At 36.6% G+C, this 16,979-nt stretch carries 19 protein-coding genes; 5 read left to right on the forward strand and 14 right to left on the reverse strand.

All coding sequences use genetic code 11. The features are described 5' to 3' along the window. Window positions 1–359: 359 nt before the first annotated feature. Window positions 360–1,406, forward strand: coding sequence for an Ig-like domain-containing protein (locus ACQKII_RS19350; RefSeq protein ID WP_427462059.1), 1,047 nt, complete (start codon window positions 360–362; stop codon window positions 1,404–1,406). 62 nt (window positions 1,407–1,468) lie between these two features. On the opposite strand, the gene ACQKII_RS19355 is transcribed toward ACQKII_RS19350, so the two are convergent. The 8 genes from ACQKII_RS19355 to ACQKII_RS19390 form a co-directional block, all read right to left on the reverse strand. Beyond that, window positions 1,469–1,948, reverse strand: coding sequence for a hypothetical protein (locus ACQKII_RS19355; RefSeq protein WP_427462061.1), 480 nt, complete (start codon window positions 1,946–1,948; stop codon window positions 1,469–1,471). Between the two features lie 517 nt (window positions 1,949–2,465). Then, window positions 2,466–3,152 (reverse strand): hypothetical protein, encoded by a 687-nt coding sequence (locus tag ACQKII_RS19360; protein ID WP_427462063.1) that lies wholly within the window; start codon window positions 3,150–3,152, stop codon window positions 2,466–2,468. Window positions 3,153–3,546: 394 nt separating this feature from the next. Beyond that, window positions 3,547–4,209, reverse strand: coding sequence for a M15 family metallopeptidase (locus ACQKII_RS19365; RefSeq protein ID WP_427462065.1), 663 nt, complete (start codon window positions 4,207–4,209; stop codon window positions 3,547–3,549). Next, window positions 4,206–4,466, reverse strand: coding sequence for a phage holin (locus ACQKII_RS19370; protein ID WP_427462067.1), 261 nt, complete (start codon window positions 4,464–4,466; stop codon window positions 4,206–4,208). Before ACQKII_RS19370 ends, ACQKII_RS19365 begins: the two co-directional genes overlap by 4 nt. 13 nt (window positions 4,467–4,479) lie before the next feature. Then, window positions 4,480–4,746, reverse strand: a complete 267-nt coding sequence (locus tag ACQKII_RS19375) for a hemolysin XhlA family protein (protein ID WP_427462069.1) — start codon at window positions 4,744–4,746, stop codon at window positions 4,480–4,482. 97 nt (window positions 4,747–4,843) lie between these two features. Next, complete coding sequence (locus ACQKII_RS19380) at window positions 4,844–5,767, reverse strand: polysaccharide deacetylase family protein (RefSeq protein WP_427462188.1); 924 nt, start codon at window positions 5,765–5,767, stop codon at window positions 4,844–4,846. A gap of 194 nt (window positions 5,768–5,961) precedes the next feature. Next, entirely contained in the window at window positions 5,962–6,669 is a 708-nt protein-coding gene (deoD, locus tag ACQKII_RS19385; protein WP_427462071.1) for a purine-nucleoside phosphorylase, read from the reverse strand. Between the two features lie 115 nt (window positions 6,670–6,784). Then, window positions 6,785–7,006, reverse strand: a complete 222-nt coding sequence (locus tag ACQKII_RS19390; RefSeq protein WP_427462073.1) for a YozE family protein — start codon at window positions 7,004–7,006, stop codon at window positions 6,785–6,787. 273 nt (window positions 7,007–7,279) lie between these two features. On the opposite strand from ACQKII_RS19390, the gene ACQKII_RS19395 reads away from it, so the two are divergent. After that, complete coding sequence (locus tag ACQKII_RS19395; protein WP_427462075.1) at window positions 7,280–9,121, forward strand: methyl-accepting chemotaxis protein; 1,842 nt, start codon at window positions 7,280–7,282, stop codon at window positions 9,119–9,121. 55 nt (window positions 9,122–9,176) lie between these two features. Here ACQKII_RS19395 and msrB read toward each other — a convergent pair whose 3' ends face one another. From msrB to ACQKII_RS19420, 5 genes are all read right to left on the reverse strand, one after another. Beyond that, complete coding sequence (gene msrB / locus ACQKII_RS19400; protein WP_427462077.1) at window positions 9,177–9,605, reverse strand: peptide-methionine (R)-S-oxide reductase MsrB; 429 nt, start codon at window positions 9,603–9,605, stop codon at window positions 9,177–9,179. Continuing rightward, entirely contained in the window at window positions 9,602–10,132 is a 531-nt protein-coding gene (gene msrA, locus ACQKII_RS19405) for a peptide-methionine (S)-S-oxide reductase MsrA (protein ID WP_427462079.1), read from the reverse strand. The genes msrB and msrA overlap by 4 nt, the downstream gene beginning before the upstream one ends. 13 nt (window positions 10,133–10,145) lie before the next feature. Beyond that, entirely contained in the window at window positions 10,146–10,724 is a 579-nt protein-coding gene (locus ACQKII_RS19410; RefSeq protein WP_427462081.1) for a YpmS family protein, read from the reverse strand. A 4-nt stretch (window positions 10,725–10,728) separates the two neighbouring features. Then, window positions 10,729–11,658, reverse strand: coding sequence for a GDSL-type esterase/lipase family protein (locus ACQKII_RS19415; RefSeq protein WP_427462082.1), 930 nt, complete (start codon window positions 11,656–11,658; stop codon window positions 10,729–10,731). A gap of 337 nt (window positions 11,659–11,995) precedes the next feature. After that, window positions 11,996–12,838 (reverse strand): DegV family protein, encoded by an 843-nt coding sequence (locus tag ACQKII_RS19420; protein WP_427462084.1) that lies wholly within the window; start codon window positions 12,836–12,838, stop codon window positions 11,996–11,998. Window positions 12,839–13,113: 275 nt separating this feature from the next. Here ACQKII_RS19420 and trhA point away from each other — a divergent pair, with 275 nt between their 5' ends. Continuing rightward, on the forward strand, window positions 13,114–13,749 hold the full coding sequence (trhA, locus tag ACQKII_RS19425; protein ID WP_427462086.1) for a PAQR family membrane homeostasis protein TrhA: 636 nt from the start codon (window positions 13,114–13,116) through the stop codon (window positions 13,747–13,749). A gap of 380 nt (window positions 13,750–14,129) precedes the next feature. Here the strand turns inward: trhA and ACQKII_RS19430 are convergent, their stop codons facing one another. Continuing rightward, window positions 14,130–14,618 carry a dihydrofolate reductase gene (locus ACQKII_RS19430; protein ID WP_427462088.1) on the reverse strand — a complete coding sequence of 163 codons (489 nt, stop codon included), beginning with the start codon at window positions 14,616–14,618 and terminating at the stop codon, window positions 14,130–14,132. Window positions 14,619–14,791: 173 nt separating this feature from the next. Here ACQKII_RS19430 and ACQKII_RS19435 point away from each other — a divergent pair, with 173 nt between their 5' ends. Further along, window positions 14,792–15,709: an alpha/beta hydrolase gene (locus tag ACQKII_RS19435; RefSeq protein ID WP_427462090.1), complete on the forward strand. Its 918-nt coding sequence runs from the start codon at window positions 14,792–14,794 to the stop codon at window positions 15,707–15,709. 62 nt (window positions 15,710–15,771) lie between these two features. Next, a complete protein-coding gene (locus ACQKII_RS19440) occupies window positions 15,772–16,968 on the forward strand; it encodes a class I SAM-dependent rRNA methyltransferase (protein ID WP_427462092.1) in 1,197 nt (398 codons plus the stop codon). The last annotated feature ends 11 nt before the right edge of the window (window positions 16,969–16,979 follow it).

Raw genomic sequence — 16,979 nt, forward strand, 5'->3', positions numbered from 1 at the left:
GTGATAAGATCTAGTGTCACGGGGACAATTGTTAGTTTGTTCGTTAGCATAAGGAAGCACCTCCTTCAATTGATACGTCTATCGTACCGGAGGTGACTGGTTATTTATATGCGTTATTTGAATACGGGCTTACCAAACAACAAACGAATTGCTAGAAAAAGGCTATACAATCGAGGAGATTAAAGCAGCCTTTGAGGAAGTAATTAATAAAGAAAAACAACCGAAGATAGATGATAAAACAGATAACTAACACAGTTGTCTGTTTTTTATTATGGTAAATAGATTAATTAATGGTTAGAGTTGTTATTGTAGGTTATTAAAAGAAATAACCCTAGACAATTTTAAAGGAGGATACATAAGTGATTAATTTATTTAAAAAAGGTTTTATTTATTTAGCATTAACGTTATTAGTACTAGTTAGTATCAGTTTTGAAAATGCTTCAGCTGCAGAAACTGTGGATTATGAAGAAGGGGTAATTAATTTAAATAATACTCCAGAGAATAGTGCTGTAGTAGGAAGTAAACTATTGAAACCTGAAATAGGTTGGAATAGATATGATGATTCAAACGAAAAAATAATATATGAAGGAAAATGGGATCTTAATACTATCTATGCTTATTCATGGAACGGAACAAGACATATTTCAAATAATACAAATAAAGCACTTAGATTTAATTTTAAAGGTACAAAACTTAGGATTATTGTTAACACATCTAGCAATCGCTCTAAGAATTCTACTATAGTTATTGATGGAAAAAGCTATAATTTTTCATCAAAATTCGAGTCTGCCCTTCATATTTATCCGACCTATTTAGCATTTGAAATAACAAATTTAGAGAATACAATTCACAATGTCATAATAAATGATACAACTAGTAATTATCTTGATATTGATGCAATTGATGTTGACGGAACTTTATTATCAGAAAACGAGAGCCCAAGTGAAGAATCAATTTTATTAGATAAAAACAACCTTGAATTGTTTGAAGGCAGCCAAGATAAATTAACGGCTACAGTTACTCCAGATACAGCATATATTATTTGGTCATCAAGTGATGAATCGATTGCTACTGTAGATCAGAATGGTAATGTAACTGCTATTCACGAAGGTGAAGCAATTATTACTGCTAAGGTAGAAAATACAGAACTAGTTGCGACTGCTACAGTTATTGTTAAGAAAATAAACAATGAATCTTCGAGTGCTATTTTGAGTATTACTTTAGTAAACGGTATTACCAAAGAGTATGATGTTACTAATAAAGTATTAAATGACTATTTGAATTGGTTTGATAACGCCCAAGGTACTTCAACATTCAAATTTTCTAAAATAATATCTCCTTATAAAAAAGTAACGGAATATATTGTTCATGATAAAATCTCTTCATTTGAAGTAAGAGAATATTAAATAAAAAAAGACCAGGTACTCACTATTAAAATGAGCACCTGGTTATTTACATGTTGTATTTTCTATTTAATCTTGTTTAAGACATGAACCATTTCATTTAGCCAGTGCTTGCCACCATAAACGACAAATGTTGTATTATTTTCTTCTCTATCAAAAATATGAATTCTTTGTGTAATAAGAAGATTTAAACCGAGTTCAGTTCGATCTACTCTGCCTAAACTTAATTCCCAATATAAATTAGGATTTATATTAAGAGCATGGGCACAAAAAATTATTCGTTGATTTGTTAATAATAGCCGACCACCATCAGAACGAGTTGCACTGTAATACATGTTTGCAACACCTGAGCGTAAAGGGAATTCATTTTCATTCATTTCAATTTCATGGAAGAAGATTTTTTTATATGTAGGGTTGAAAACGTCTAAATCATACGTGATTTGTTTTGCCTCAGACGTAATAATATAACTACCACAGTATTCACAAATATTTTCCTTTAGATTGAATGCTGCAGCACAGTTGGGACAATTTAAAGCTTTGACCATCGCTTCATCGCTCCTAATATGCGTTTTTATACAGTATACTTTGAATTACTAAATATACCAATAAATCAAAAGAAAAAAAGCCCAGGTACTCACTTTTAAAATGAGCGCCTAGTTATTTGTTGGTATGCGATAAATCCCTAAAAAAATCCTTTTTATTTAACTAAATAATGATTAAAAGCTTAAAGTTAGCTGTTATATTATTGTAGTCCCGGTCGTTACCACTGTCATTAAACCCAACAGTTACACTACCATCGACTAGGGATATAAATAAATAAAACGGTAGCCAAGGGAGTTTTCCACTGGCAACCGTTTTTCATTGTTACATTATTTTCTCTTTAAAAATACAACTACAAAGAGAACACTTAATCCCAAAAATATTAAAACTGGCACGAATTCATGTTGTTTCTTCCAAATAGCCAGATAACCAAAATATGCATCTAATGAAAGTATAATAATTAAAAAAATTATATATATTATATTATTATATTTCATTGCAACACCCCAGTTCTTTTTCTAATTATTGCGGCGTCATGTCATAAATAGTAGCCCAAGTCATATCTACGATAACTCCTCTACCATTATTATTTGCATCTAAACGTGTTGCAAATAACCAAAAATAACCTGATGTTAAACCAGAAATGACTCCACCAGCAAGAAATACAGGGAACCAATAACCAAGACCACCAAGAGCTGCAGCAGTTATAGCTCCCCCTGCTGCTACTGTATTCGAATCAGAAATTGCCTTTTTAGTATCACAACTATTTAAATATGTTTTATATCCCCACCAGTGATATTCAGCTCCTGTAGTTTTACCATTACAAGAAGCCTTTGCTAACATAGCCGAAGTCTTTTGATATTGATTATCTTCAGATAAATTTTGAATAGTTAAGTCTTGCGATACACTTATAGCATTACTTTCGACTTGTTGATTTAAATAGTTTAAATATTCTTGTTGACCTTTAATTAATTCATAATCAATACCAGCTTCACTAGCTGTGTTTTCATTAAGGATAAATAAACCATCCTCAACATGTACGTAAGGTTCTAAAGCTAGAATATCATCAAAAGTATATTCTTCGAAATCATTTACATTTACATTTAAAGAAGGCTCGTAGCTTTGAGCAAATGCTGTTGTTACTGTTGAGAACGAAAAAACTGTTAATAAAGCTGCAATGAATATTTTACGCAATTTTAATTCCTCCATTATGTATTGTCAACTACAACAGAAAATGATGCAGTAACAATTTAGTAATTTTTTGTTTTTCATTATAGCTATAATGTCTATTTCAACTCGAGTCATTAATATCCTATCATTTCCATCATAACCAATTCAATGGTAAATTTACGCCAATTTTTTGGCGGTATTTTTCTAATTTAGGATAAATCACGCCATTTGCCCCGCCACCTTTTGGCGTTACTATCACCTTTTTATATAACAAAAGTAACGTTTTTTATGAACTTTACACTAAACACTTGAAAATTAGAATTATTTAATATTCAGAATTATTATTTAATTTTCACAATTCTGTCAATTTTAATGTTAAGATTTCAACAAGACAAAGATCCTGACGGCAATTAAGCTATCTTGGTTTTTGTTTTTACTTAATACGTCGTTGCTGAATAGTAATATATAAACCTAACAACCTATCACTTGTCATAGTACCATTCTGTAAATCCTTCAAGTGTGAAGCCTGAATAATCCCATCCTTAACCGCCTGTGCAATAAAGTTTTCAGTTTCAGTTTTCATAGCTGGTGAACCTGGACTCCAATTTGTCACTTTGATTTCCTCCTTTTTGTCTTCCACAATTAATTGGACTTTATATTTACTGTTGCTTGGTACAATTACTTGTCCTTCTAACTTGCAACCTTTTGGCATTACCCAATTAGCTTTTACTTCAAAGTGGGGACGGTCAATAGCATTCGTCCATGTACCTCCCCACTCAATGCCTAACTTCTTAGCAATAGCCCCTACTCGATTCAATGTAGTCACATCATATAAAGATTGTGGAGGACCAACGGCAATATCCCATGCTAAACGAGACTTATGATTACTGTTTAATGTCCAAGTAACAATCTGCCCTGGTCGAGTACGCCCCTGAGCATATAGATATTTTTGCCGTTCCTGAGAGCGATATGTTTCAGTGATGAAGATGTTCTTAATGCCTGCCCTATAACACTCCTGAAATAGCAATCTACAGGCTGTTTGTGCAGCTGGTAATAGTTCAGATAAGTCTCGGCATGTTTTTGTTACGCTTGTCATTTCGCATCATCCTTTGGCTTGTTGTATTTTAGTGCCTGTGTGCTATCAGACGCCCCTTGTGTTGTTGGGTCGATGATAATACCAAGTAAGCCTAAAATGCTCAGGACTGTCTCTGAAATGGCTGTAACTTGATCGTTATAAATCGTAATATCGACATGAAAAATGCCCGCTATTTGATTAGCGAGCACGATTAATAATGCGATTAATGACACCCAAAATTGCTTATGTTGTAAACGTACTTTCCAGTTAATTTTCATTCTCAAAACCTCCCTAATTTGTTTTAATGACTAGTGCTAATAATGCTAAAATTACAGCTCCAATAATTGTTGTAGATGCCCACCATACAATTTTATCGATTTTATTTAATCGATGATGTGCGCTTTTCGTACTTGCCAGGGCTTCATCCGCTTTATCTTCAGCTCGGTTTGCTGTATCACGAATATGATTAATACCGTCTAATTTTTCACCAATAGCCCCTAAGCGCTCATATACATCTCTTACTAAATCATCGCCATAGGACACCTTCCCCTTTTGCAATATAAAAACCCACCACAATTATCTGTGGAAGGTAAATTCCCAAACGCTTGCGAATTTAGGCAATAAAAATAACGCTAAGCCAATGCTTGCGTTTCATTTAGCTTTTATTTCCAGATACCCATTCTGAAATAGTTTTGACATCAATCAAATCTTTTTTCTCATAAATATAGTCCAATAGCGTTGAGAAATCATTTCGATTATAGGTAGTTTCCCATTCATCTTGTTCGGTGCCGATTTTATGCAAACAAAAAACCAATGTGCTTTGTGTGGTAATCGCTTGATCCACATAGCTCATTAGTGTTGCAGCTGGAAGTGTGAGCACATTTTTTATTTTGCCTATCAGTGCCTCTAATGGGAAGGTAGGCTCTAATCCTTCGACTAACGTTCTGGCATAACGCAAGTGTGGCTGTAAAGCTTCTACAATTTCTTTATTATGAACACCGTATGGATAGGCTAAGATAGTCGAAGCTCTATTATAACCTCGCTCGTTTAACCAATTCTTGCATGTCAATACTTCGCTCACCGCAGTCTCAACAGTAACGTTTGTAAGATTTTTATGATTAGCAGAGTGGTTGAACATATCCCAGCCATGCCGATGCATTTCTTCGATTTGGCTTTCTGACATGATTTCATCCTCAATACCTATCCAGTTTGATATAACACCTATATTTCCCTTAAAACCTCGCTCAAGCATCATTGCGAAAGCTATTTCATATTGACTTGTCCATGCATCATCAAATGTGAATATCACAGACGGCTTCTTAGTTGTTTCCCCTGCAAAAATCGAATCAAACGTTACTTTAACGATAGAGGATTCTACTTGAATGTTTACATGTCCAAGTTGTTCTTGGATAATTTTAAAATTAACATTTTTACTTACCATAAATGATGCGTAGGTATGCCTTAGGCCATGGAATGTGAGTTTAGGTAATTCGTATCTTTCAACAATTTCGCGTGATCTTCCAGACATATCATCTGGATGGGAGGGAAAACCGTTATTCTTTGTGAATAATAGATTAATTAGCTATCCTTCATTATCCCTCATTGGGGTCCACGCTTCGCCTGATGCAAGCTGCAAATACCTATAGCCACCTAACCATGAAAGATAAAGAAAAAGCAACCGACCTCTTCGTTCCATTTTATAAAATGGTCGGTTTTTGGTCGGTTGCTCTTATTCTTATTGTTTTAGACTTGCTATAAACGTTGTTATATCAACTAGTCTTGAATAGCCGCTTCTAACGCAACAACGATCATATCGTTGAATGTTGTTTGGCGTTCTTCTGAAGTTGTTACTTCGCCAGTAATGATGTGATCACTTACTGTTAAGACAGAAAGTGCTTGACGACCAAATTTCGCTGCTAGTGTGTAAAGCGCTGCTGATTCCATTTCAACTGCCAGTACGCCGTATTGCGCAAGCTTTTCATTTTGGTGTTCATCCGAATAGAATAAATCTGCTGTGAAGATGTTCCCAACTTTTAAGCTTAGGCCAGCTTCTTGACCAGCATTATAAGCTTTTAATAGTAAATCAAAATCTGAAATCGGTGCAAAATCGATTGCCCCACCCCAAATAATTTGATTCATACGCGTATCAGATGTAGCTGCTTGGGCTAAAATTACGTCACGAACTTTTACATCTTTTTGAATTGCACCACAAGTACCTACGCGGATTAATTTTTGAACATCATATTCTTGCATTAACTCTGTTGCATAAATCGAAATAGATGGCACACCCATACCAGTACCTTGTACAGAAATACGTTTACCTTTATACGTACCTGTATAACCAAACATATTACGAACTTCGTTATAACAAGTAACATCCTCTAAAAAAGTTTCTGCGATGTATTTTGCACGTAGCGGATCTCCTGGAAGTAAAATTGTGTCAGCGATCTCGCCTTTTTTTGCATTAATATGAATACTCATACTGCAATCCCTCTTTTCTGTCAGTTATCACTTTAAATGATACTTTGTTTCTCATATTTAAGCAATGATAGACGTCTAGCAACTTAAAAAGAAAGAGTAATCAAAATATTTCGACTTATTGTTCATGCCCCACATATAAATCCCATAATTCATCAAATACTTCTGTTGTTAAATTATCCGTTGCATATGTTTCTATATATGTAGATAGCTCATCGAAATCCGAACTTTGTTTAGGAAAATTATGCTCATGAAACATCTCTTCTGCAAAACGCACCTTTCCATCTGACCAATCTCCACCACGGAATGTTAATACATATAAATAAAAGCTCTTTTTCATAACCGAAAAGTGCCTCCTTTTCTCACATTTTACTTTTCGCTAGTTTATCAAAAAAAATACAATTCGTCATAAAAAAGCATTCACTTTCTTTTAAGTAATTTTTCCTATTAGGAATAATAGAATAATTTTTAATTGTGTCTTATGACTATCGTCATGTAAAGATGACCTGCTTTTTTATCAGAAAAATGAAAATTTTATGAAATTATAATAGAAATATTTAGCAATATACGATAAAATTGAAATCGACTATAAAAATTTAGGAAGGTGATGGCGATGCAAAACTCTAATAATCGAAGTAGTTCAACGAAAAAACGCCCGTCTCTCTTTGGAACAAGCTTTTTCAGCAAACGGAAAAGTTCCACTTCAAAAGATAGTAGGCCTAATCTCCCTCCTACTAAAGAAAAACGACAACGTTTTTATCATTTAATTCGCGGAAAAGTGTTGATTATTTTTGCACTACTCCTCCTTATTAACGCCGTAATGGGTATATTGTCGTACGTCAATATTACGAATCTGCAGCAACAAATGAAAGATTTTACTGAAAAAAATGTCCAAGAACAACTAACTGTCAACCAACTTGCGTATGAAATTGCTAGATTAACTAATCTTGAACAAGCCTATATAATTACAGGAAACGGTAGTTATTCCACTTCCTATAATATGAAGATTGATGCTATCAATAAAAAAATTCAATCTTTACAAGAACAATTTTCAGACCGAGAACTCGAACTCGGCCATATGCAAGCAATCGGTCAATACTACAAAAACTACCTCGAATACTCAAAAAAAGTTATGACAATGCGGGATGAAATTGGCCTTGAACAAGCCCGAAAGCTCATGATAAACGGTACAGGTGAAACCATGAAAATCCATATTGATGATAATATTGAATCTATCAACTCTGTTATGGATGAATCTAATAAAGCGAAATTAAGTAAACTGAACCAACAAATCAAAGTTTCAAATATTACATTTTTTATCATATCGATGATTGGACTCATTGCGCTGATTATTTTTGGGAATATGTTATTTAAATCATTGAGAAACAATACGTCTGCTATTAATCACTCCATTCTAGATATTGCCCAAGCTGGAGGTGATTTGACACGACGCGTTCATGTTCGGAACAATGATGAATTCTCAACTATTGCCGCATCAACAAATACACTGATTATCTCTATTTCAAACTTAATTAAACGGGTTAGCCAACTTGCTGACCATGTTTCAAGTAGTAGCCAAGAGTTAATGGCATTGGCAGAAGATAATTCACGTACCATTCAAAATATTGCAGATACGACAGCAGATATTGCCAGTGATAGCGAAAATACGATTCATAGTATGACCAGTGCCCAACAGAAAATGAGTGATTTGGAACATTCTATGCATCAGCTAACCGAACTGACGAATGGCGTACAACAAGCCTCCCTTGCTATGCAACAAGCCGCCGATGAAGGGAGTCGTTCAGTACAGCAATCTTCTATGGTCATGCAGTCTATTGAAGAAACAATGGCTTCAACTACTACAACTGTTGAGGCACTTGGTCGAAAATCTACAGATATTACATCGATAATCAGTACAATTACAGCTATTTCTGAACAAACAAATCTTCTGGCATTAAATGCTGCAATTGAAGCTGCTCGTGCTGGTGTTCACGGTAGAGGCTTTGCTGTAGTAGCAGACGAAGTTCGAAAGTTAGCTGAGCAGTCTCAATCCGCTGCTAAAGAAGTGACATCCATTGTCCTGTCGATTCAAGATGAAGTAACATCCATTATTGCGCAAAACCATGAAGGGGTTATGTCTGTCATTCGAGGAGTCGAAGTGACAAATGACACGAATCAATCGTTGTCGAATATTTTAGCGCACACCAAAGAAACGACGACAATTATTACCGCTATGGTGGAGAAAATTGCTTTGACAATCGATTATAGTAATGCAGTTGCTAGTGATTTTGTGCATGTAAATGCTTTCACCGAGCAAACAGCTACGAATACTGTTACATCAGCTGCGGCAGCAACACAGGGTTCAGCATCCATGCAAGAAATCAACGCAGCGGCCGCAGAGCTAGCTCACCAAGCAGATAGTCTTCGTCATGTCGTGAGTGAATTTAAAGTGTAAAAAACTATCAGAATGCAAACGCCCAGTACATGGTGTACTAGGCGTTTTTACGTTGTTATTTAAATAATGAGATGTATTCAGCATAGCCTTCTTGTTCAAGATTTTCTTTTGAGATAAAACGAAGAGAAGCAGAGTTAATACAATATCGTAAACCGCCAAGCTCACTTGGTCCATCTGGGAAGACATGTCCTAAATGCGAATCAGCCTCATTGCTACGAACTTCTACACGACGCATACCATGTGTCGTATCAAAATGCTCTGTCACTTCTTCCTTTACCATCGGTTTAGCAAATGCTGGCCAACCACAACCTGCGTCGAATTTATCGAGGGAGCTAAACAATGGCTTGCCCGAAACAATATCGACATAAATACCGTCTTCAAAATGCTTATCATACTCATTGCGAAACGGTGGTTCTGTACCATTTTCCTGTGTGACATAGTACTGCATATCTGTTAGCTCTTTTAAACGTTGTTCTTTGCTCATTTTCTGTGCCCCCAGTGTTGCTCCTGAAACGCTTTGCGACCTGAACCGACTGCATAACGTTCATAGTGCATTGGATTTTTCTTATAATAATATTGATGGGTATCTTCTGCCGCATAAAATTTACTCGCAGGTAAAATTCTTACTGCAATCGGCTTATCAAATTTTCCTGATGCCGCTAAATCAGCCTTTGATTGTTCTGCTATTTCACGTTGTTCGTCATTATGATAAAAAATCGCTGTAGTGTATGACTCTCCACGATCATAAAATTGTCCACCTGCATCAGTAGGGTCGATTAATGTCCAAAATGTCGACAGTAATTGCTCGTATGAATAGAGCTCATCATCGAACATAATTTGAACGGCTTCTAGATGACCCGTCGTTTCAGCGCACACTTGTTGATAGCTCGGATTTTCGACATGGCCTCCTGTGTAGCCAGAGATCACGGATTCTATACCAGGTGTCTCATCGAATGGCTTGACCATGCACCAAAAACAGCCACCCGCAAACGTAGCATATTGCATTGCCATTTCTTCTCACTCCTTATTCACCAGGAACGATAATTTCCAATAAAATTTTATCGTTTGGTAAGTCTAGTTCCTTTGCACGCACACGTGAACCTGAAGCAATATTTAGACGTGATAAATCAATGTAAATTTCTGCTTTATTTGGATTCACTGTAATCCATGAAGGGAATTCCACCGAATCACGCATGATTTTCATCGTCGTTTCCGGTGGAATATTTAATAGTCCGACATTCATTTCCGTTTGCTTTAAAATAATATTGCCTTTTTCATCGACAATCGGTTCAAAATTCATCGTAATTGGAATTTCTGTATAAAATACAGTCAATTTACTTTTCAGTTGAATGTCGTCACCTATTGTGAAATCAATCGGTAACGGCGAACCCTTAGCCGCATCTTTTAAATACTGCTTCGATATTGATTCAAATTCCTTCGTAGTTGTTTGGACTACAAGTACATTGCCTTTTATTTCTTCACTTTCTGAACTCTTCGCTAAATTTACTTCATCTACTGGTTTCGTAGCTAAATAAACGACGAGGAGGATCGCAAAAAGCACCGTTCCCGCTAACGCGAAAAATGCAAATTTCCATTTATTCATTTTGTCACTCCTCGAAGCCTATTTCCTTGTTAATCTTCTTTTCCATACCGCATTGCCCCATCGCTTCTAAAATTCGCTCTTTCATTTTTTCATAACCTTTTGCATTTGGATGAAAGAAATCCGTATGATAAACGAGTTCTTCGTTCGAATCGAACAAATCTTCCACTGATACATAGCATGCATTTGTATCCTTACTAGCTACCCTTTCAATCACGTTATTCCATTCGGTAATAATCGTGTCAAACTCATTGGCCTCATTTGTGACGATTGAGAATGGATTATAAAAGCCAATTAGTAGTAGTGGTACTGTTGGATTTTTTGCACGAATACCATCAATAATTTTACTATAACGTTTTTCATAGGTCTGTAATTCAGCATCAAAAGCATCCCGCTTTAAATTAAATAGATCCTGTCTGACAACCTTCATTACATCATTTCCACCCATAGTCAATGAAATGAGCTGTGCTTGTTGTAACTCTTCATCATAATGCCCTTTTTTCACTAATTTTAATAGCTGATCACTACGTCTTCCCCTTTTTCCTCGATTATCAACTTCAACTTCTGAAATCGAAGGCCAAGTGAGCAAAGAATCTGCTAATCTTCCTACATAACCGTCTTGACTATACTCATCACCAACACCATCCGTTAAAGAATCTCCTAGTGCCAAGTAATGTAGTTGCTTCGCGTTTTCATCATCAATTTGCCGTAAATCCTCTGGTGATGGTTCAAAAAAATGTTCAAAAATTTGCGTCAACATATTTCTAGAGGGTTCACCCTCGTCTTCTGTTTGTTGCTCATCCTGTCTCATATCTTGCTCCGTCGCTGCCTGATCACCTACTGGTTCAGCCTGCGGATTCGGTTCATCTATTGAAATAGCACAACCACTTAGTACTAAGACGATCAAACATGACAAAAATACTCGCCAAATGTCCATTTGACCACCTTCCATCTTTTACTGTTACTACTATTATAGATAGTTCACGCTACAATGAAAAGCGACTATACTTCGGTTTATTAATAAATTCTCCTTATTCATTTCACTCACCCTGCTTTTATCCTTTGATCAACCACTTAGGCCTCGACGTCATCGCTACTTCCAAATAGAAGAAATCCTAGAAAAATGGCACACCAACATCATAGTGGAGAGTAATGCGTTGTATTTATCTATTAATTGCTAAGGACGACAAAATCCCACACTTCTGTAGCAGTTAAACGCCTAGTAAAAGTAAATAAAAAGCCACTACACTTATTTATGTAGCAGCTCTTGACTATTATTCTGAAAAATAAATAAATCCAATCGCACCTGGACCTGTATGTGTAGAAATAATCGGTGATGTAAAGGCAATTTCCACGTCATCGAAGCCTGTACTTTCTACTAATTCTTTTAAAGGTCCACCCATAGTTGTCAACCCATCTGCATGGGAAATTCCAACAGCCTTCACGGTTTTACCAGCAGTATCTGCTTGGAATTGCTTAAATAGGAAATTCACCACTTGTTTATGACTACGTACTTTTGACACTGGGTTATAAGCCCCGCCTTCTAAGTTCGCAATAACTTTAATATTGAGCAGTGAACCAATAAAGCCCGTACCTTTACCGATACGTCCACCTTTAATAAGATTCTCGAGTGTATCCACAATGACATATAAATGAGTATTTTCACGTACTCGGTCAAGGCGTTCGACGATTTGTTCAACTGTAGCACCCGCATCGCGCATTTTTATCGCTTCACGTAATTGGATAGCAAGCCCAATTGCGATAAATCGCGAATCGATTACCGTGACATCCGCATCTGTCATTTGAGCAGCTTGTCGAGCAGACTCTACAGTACCACTCATGCCACCTGTCATATGAATCGAGATGATTTGGTCGCCATCTTTACCGAGCTCATCATATAATTCTTTAAATTTTCCTGGTGCAGGTTGTGAACTTTTCGGTAAATTTTTGGCTTCCTTCATTAAACCTAAAAATGGTTGGGGTGCTAGATCTACACCGTCTATATACGTTTTACCATCAATTTGGATCGTTAACGGCACAATATGTATACCGTGTTGCGCTACTTCTTCTTTTGTTAAATCGCAAGTTGAGTCCGTTACAATATGAATTCGTCCCACTTTGACACATCCTTTTACTTCATTAAAATTAATTATATAGACTAATGTTTCAATATGTAAACATGACATTTGTCATTTGACGTGTCAGTTCTTAGTCTTTTTCGTGGACTTTACCTTTGATACTATAGCTTTTTTTAGTAGAATTTGTCTAATAAATGCCTTTAAAAGTGCAAGAAAACCCATATGACACTTTTGACATGAAAGATATGACAAATGTAAATAGTCGAATGCAAGCTATCGGGGTATAGTAAAAGTAACGAAAGGACGTGTTTAAAATGATAAATTCATTTGACTATAAAACGTTGAAGGAAGAGCTTTGGAATGCCATTACACACGGCGTCGGTTTTATAGCAAGTATTCCAGCACTTATTGTCCTAATCTTAACAGGTATACAACATGGCAGTGCGATGCATATTGTAACCTTCAGTGTATTTGGCGCTTCCGTCATCATCTTATTTTTAATGTCGACACTACTTCATAGCATGCCTGAAAAATACAAGTACTTTTTCGCCATCCTCGACCATTCCTCTATCTATATTTTAATTGCCGGTACCTATACACCGTTTCTATTACTAGCTATTGGTGGAACATTAGGCGTTACGTTACTTTGTATTATATGGACCCTTGCTATTCTTGGCGTGCTCTTTAAATGCTTTTTTATTAATCGCTTTGAAATTCTCTCTCTAGTCTTTTACATTGGTATGGGCTGGCTCATTATATTTGCGATTAAGCCCATTTATCTATACTTAGGGAATCATGGCTTTTCACTATTGTTAGCTGGCGGTCTTTTTTATACAATCGGTGCCATTTTTTACGCATGGCGCTCCCTTCCCTACAACCATACAATCTGGCATCTCTTTGTTCTAGCTGGGTGTGGTTCGATGTATGCTTGTATCTACCTGTACTTATGAAAAAATGAGAAAAGAGGCTGGGACAAAAGAGAAAAAGTGTTAGATCGACATCAGTCAATCTAACACTTTTTTGCTGTAAGCGTTGATATCCGCTACGGCGGACGCTTTCCGGGGGCGTGGCCTGAGCCTGTAGTCTCAGGCGTCACGCTAATCCCCCAGGAGTCGCCGCTTCGCTACCATCAACTAGTGCTCTCTTCTAAATTTTATTTATTCCAAAAGGAAGAACGTCTAAATTTTTCTTCATTTTAGATAGCGAAAATTTAATAACGTCTTTGCTCCTCTTTCTTAAAATTTAAAGTTTTGTCCCAGCCTCATCTTTTATGCTGATTGAATTTACGTTGAAAAGTAATTAAATTTAACGGATGCTGTTTACGAGTGATTTAACGAAGCTGATTTTTGCGTTCAAAAATTTGATATTGAAAAGTGTATCCCTCAGGTGCTGTCTCAGGTTCTAGTGTCGAAACTTTCTTAAAATCCTCTTCATATTTTGGGAAAAATGTATCCCCATTAAACGCATGATTAATTTTTGTAATATATAATCGATCTGCAATATCCATAGATAAACGGAATATTTGTTCGCCTCCGATTATCATAATTTCTGGGACACCTCCTGCAAGGTCGAGTGCCGCCTCTAAACTCGTAACCGCTTCAATGCCATCAGCATGGTAGCTTTCGTCACGAGTAATGACAATATTGCGACGCCCTGGAAGCGGTCTACCGATCGATTCAAATGTTTTACGTCCCATAATCATTGGCTTGCCCATCGTTTTTTCCTTAAAGTATTGTAAATCTCCTGGGAGATGCCACGGCATACCGTTTTCGTAACCAATTACGTAATTTTCATCATGTGCTACAATTAAAGAAATCATTTTGTCCCTCCTAGTTCACTAGTTCATTATATTATAAACATATTTTTGCTTTACAATCGGAATATTTCTGCTCATTCATAAATTTATTTTCTATTTCGCCATTAAATCCTAGTAAAATTATATGAATAGTTTATAATAAGATTAACAAACGCAAAATAAAGGACTGATGAAAAATGACACAGTTAACGAATGAAGCTGTAAGCTATATAAATGCAACGGATTCGGGTAAGCATTATTATGAAGTAACGCCACAAGAAGCAAGAGCCATTCGAGCAGTGCCAAAATGGCAATCTCCTCGTGTTCCACACCTTGCTTCGATTGTCGATAAACGAATTACAGTGCGCGATGGAGCAGAAATTACTGTACGTATTTATACACCTGTTCATGATGAAGTATTACCCGTTATCGTGTATTACCACGGTGGTGGTTGGGTATTTGGCGATTTGGAGTCAGCTGATGCAGGCTGTCAGTTACTAGCCGAAAAAGCACAAGCAATCGTCGTATCAGTAGATTACCGCTTAGCCCCTGAATATTCTTTCCCAACACCGCTGCTTGATGCTTATGATGGCTTACTTTGGGTATATGAACACATAGTAACTTTTGGTGGTGATGCTTCGCGTATAATTGTTGCTGGAGATAGTGCTGGTGGTAATTTAGCAACTGTTGTCGCCTATTTAGCCACAATTTTAAATGGACCCAAAATTTCTGCACAGGCACTTATTTATCCTGTCACAAATGTCGATTTCACTGCAACTTCCTACACAACTTATGGTGAACACTTTGGCTTAGACAAACAAGGCATGAAATGGTTTGCTCGTCATTATACAGATGTCGATAACTATACAAATCCACTCGTATCCCCCCTGCATATTGAGTATGTTAGCGTCTTACCAAAAACAATCATCATCGCGGCAGAAGCAGATGTACTCTATGACGAAGGCCTTGCCTATGCACAAAAATTAGCTGATGCAGGTGTCATTGTCGAACATGTACGCATGGCTGGACTCATCCATAGTTATTTCAGCAAAATGGATTATTTCGAGCAAGCGACCATTGATACAGTTGAAAAAATCGCTGCATTTTTGAAATAAGTTTGTCTTACCCTACCAAACAATGAGATAATAGAGCAAAATGTTTTTTAAAGGATGACAACATGACACAAACTATTGCATTACAAATTAACAATCAATTTGCCGGACCATTAAAAAAAGGCTATCCGCTTATTTCAAAAGATGCGGTCGACGTACGTAAACTTCCGCAAGAGGAAGGAGCCTTACTCCGACTCACGGATATCCATAATCGTTTTATTTGTACAGGCTATTATGGTTTACAAAATAAAGGCATTGGCTGGGTACTAACGCCGGATGCCAATGAAGAAATTGATACAGCGTTTTTTGCCAAAAAAATTAAAAAGGCCATACAAAATCGTGAAGCGTTCTTTAACAATGCTCATACCACAGCCTTCCGTGCCTTTAATGGTGAGGGTGACGGCATTGGGGGTATGACAATTGACTTCTTTGATGGCTATTATATGGTGAGTTGGTATAGCGCAGGTATTTATTCATTTAAAGAGGCAGTCTATGAGGCACTTGCCGAGACAGTAAACTATAAAGCCATTTATGAGAAAAAGCGTTTTGATAGTAAAGGCCAATATATGGAACAGGACGATTTCGTCATGGGTACGCCCGGCGAGTTTCCAATCATCGTAAAAGAAAACGGCATGAATTACGCCGTTAATTTAAACGACGGTGCGATGACAGGTATTTTCCTCGATCAACGCGAAGTACGTCTCGCTATTCGTGAGCGCTATTCTCAACATAAAAGTATGCTAAACACATTCTCCTATACGGGTGCATTTTCTGTAGCAGCATCTCTTGGTGGAGCAATGAAAACAACAAGTGTAGATGTAGCCAAGCGCAGTGTAGCGAAAACCATCGAGCAATTTAGTGTCAATAACATAGACTACGAAGCACAAGACATTAAAGTGATGGATGTCTTTCATTATTTCAAATATGCACAGCGACACAATTTAAAATTCGACCTTGTAGTAGTAGACCCACCTAGCTTTGCACGTACGAAGCAAATGACATTCTCAACTGCTAAGGACTATCCAAAATTACTAATGGATGCAATCGATATTACCGAAAAAAATGGCATCATTGTAGCTTCAACGAATAATGCAAGCTTTGGCATCAAAAAGTTTAAAGGCTTTATCGACCAAGCATTCAAGGCAACAAATACGCGCTATAAAATTGTAGAGGAATTCGGCTTGCCTAAGGATTTCCGCGTACCACGTGAATATCCTGAATTTAATTATTTAAAAGTTGTTTTTATTCAAAAGCTTAACTAAAAAAACGAGTG

It is taken from the genome of Lysinibacillus sp. NPDC048646 (assembly GCF_050272295.1).
In the GTDB taxonomy this organism is placed as follows: domain Bacteria; phylum Bacillota; class Bacilli; order Bacillales_A; family Planococcaceae; genus Lysinibacillus.

Bases quoted from the DNA above. Each gene is read 5' to 3' on its own strand.
- ACQKII_RS19355 (WP_427462061.1), bottom strand. From the start codon at position 1,948: ATGGTCAAAGCTTTAAATTGTCCCAACTGTGCTGCAGCATTCAATCTA.
- ACQKII_RS19360 (WP_427462063.1), bottom strand. From the start codon at position 3,152: ATGGAGGAATTAAAATTGCGTAAAATATTCATTGCAGCTTTATTAACA.
- ACQKII_RS19365 (WP_427462065.1), bottom strand. From the start codon at position 4,209: ATGACAAGCGTAACAAAAACATGCCGAGACTTATCTGAACTATTACCA.
- ACQKII_RS19370 (WP_427462067.1), bottom strand. From the start codon at position 4,466: ATGAAAATTAACTGGAAAGTACGTTTACAACATAAGCAATTTTGGGTG.
- deoD (WP_427462071.1), bottom strand. From the start codon at position 6,669: ATGAGTATTCATATTAATGCAAAAAAAGGCGAGATCGCTGACACAATT.
- ACQKII_RS19390 (WP_427462073.1), bottom strand. From the start codon at position 7,006: ATGAAAAAGAGCTTTTATTTATATGTATTAACATTCCGTGGTGGAGAT.
- ACQKII_RS19395 (WP_427462075.1), top strand. From the start codon at position 7,280: ATGCAAAACTCTAATAATCGAAGTAGTTCAACGAAAAAACGCCCGTCT.
- msrB (WP_427462077.1), bottom strand. From the start codon at position 9,605: ATGAGCAAAGAACAACGTTTAAAAGAGCTAACAGATATGCAGTACTAT.
- msrA (WP_427462079.1), bottom strand. From the start codon at position 10,132: ATGGCAATGCAATATGCTACGTTTGCGGGTGGCTGTTTTTGGTGCATG.
- ACQKII_RS19410 (WP_427462081.1), bottom strand. From the start codon at position 10,724: ATGAATAAATGGAAATTTGCATTTTTCGCGTTAGCGGGAACGGTGCTT.
- ACQKII_RS19415 (WP_427462082.1), bottom strand. From the start codon at position 11,658: ATGGACATTTGGCGAGTATTTTTGTCATGTTTGATCGTCTTAGTACTA.
- trhA (WP_427462086.1), top strand. From the start codon at position 13,114: ATGATAAATTCATTTGACTATAAAACGTTGAAGGAAGAGCTTTGGAAT.
- ACQKII_RS19430 (WP_427462088.1), bottom strand. From the start codon at position 14,618: ATGATTTCTTTAATTGTAGCACATGATGAAAATTACGTAATTGGTTAC.
- ACQKII_RS19435 (WP_427462090.1), top strand. From the start codon at position 14,792: ATGACACAGTTAACGAATGAAGCTGTAAGCTATATAAATGCAACGGAT.
- ACQKII_RS19440 (WP_427462092.1), top strand. From the start codon at position 15,772: ATGACACAAACTATTGCATTACAAATTAACAATCAATTTGCCGGACCA.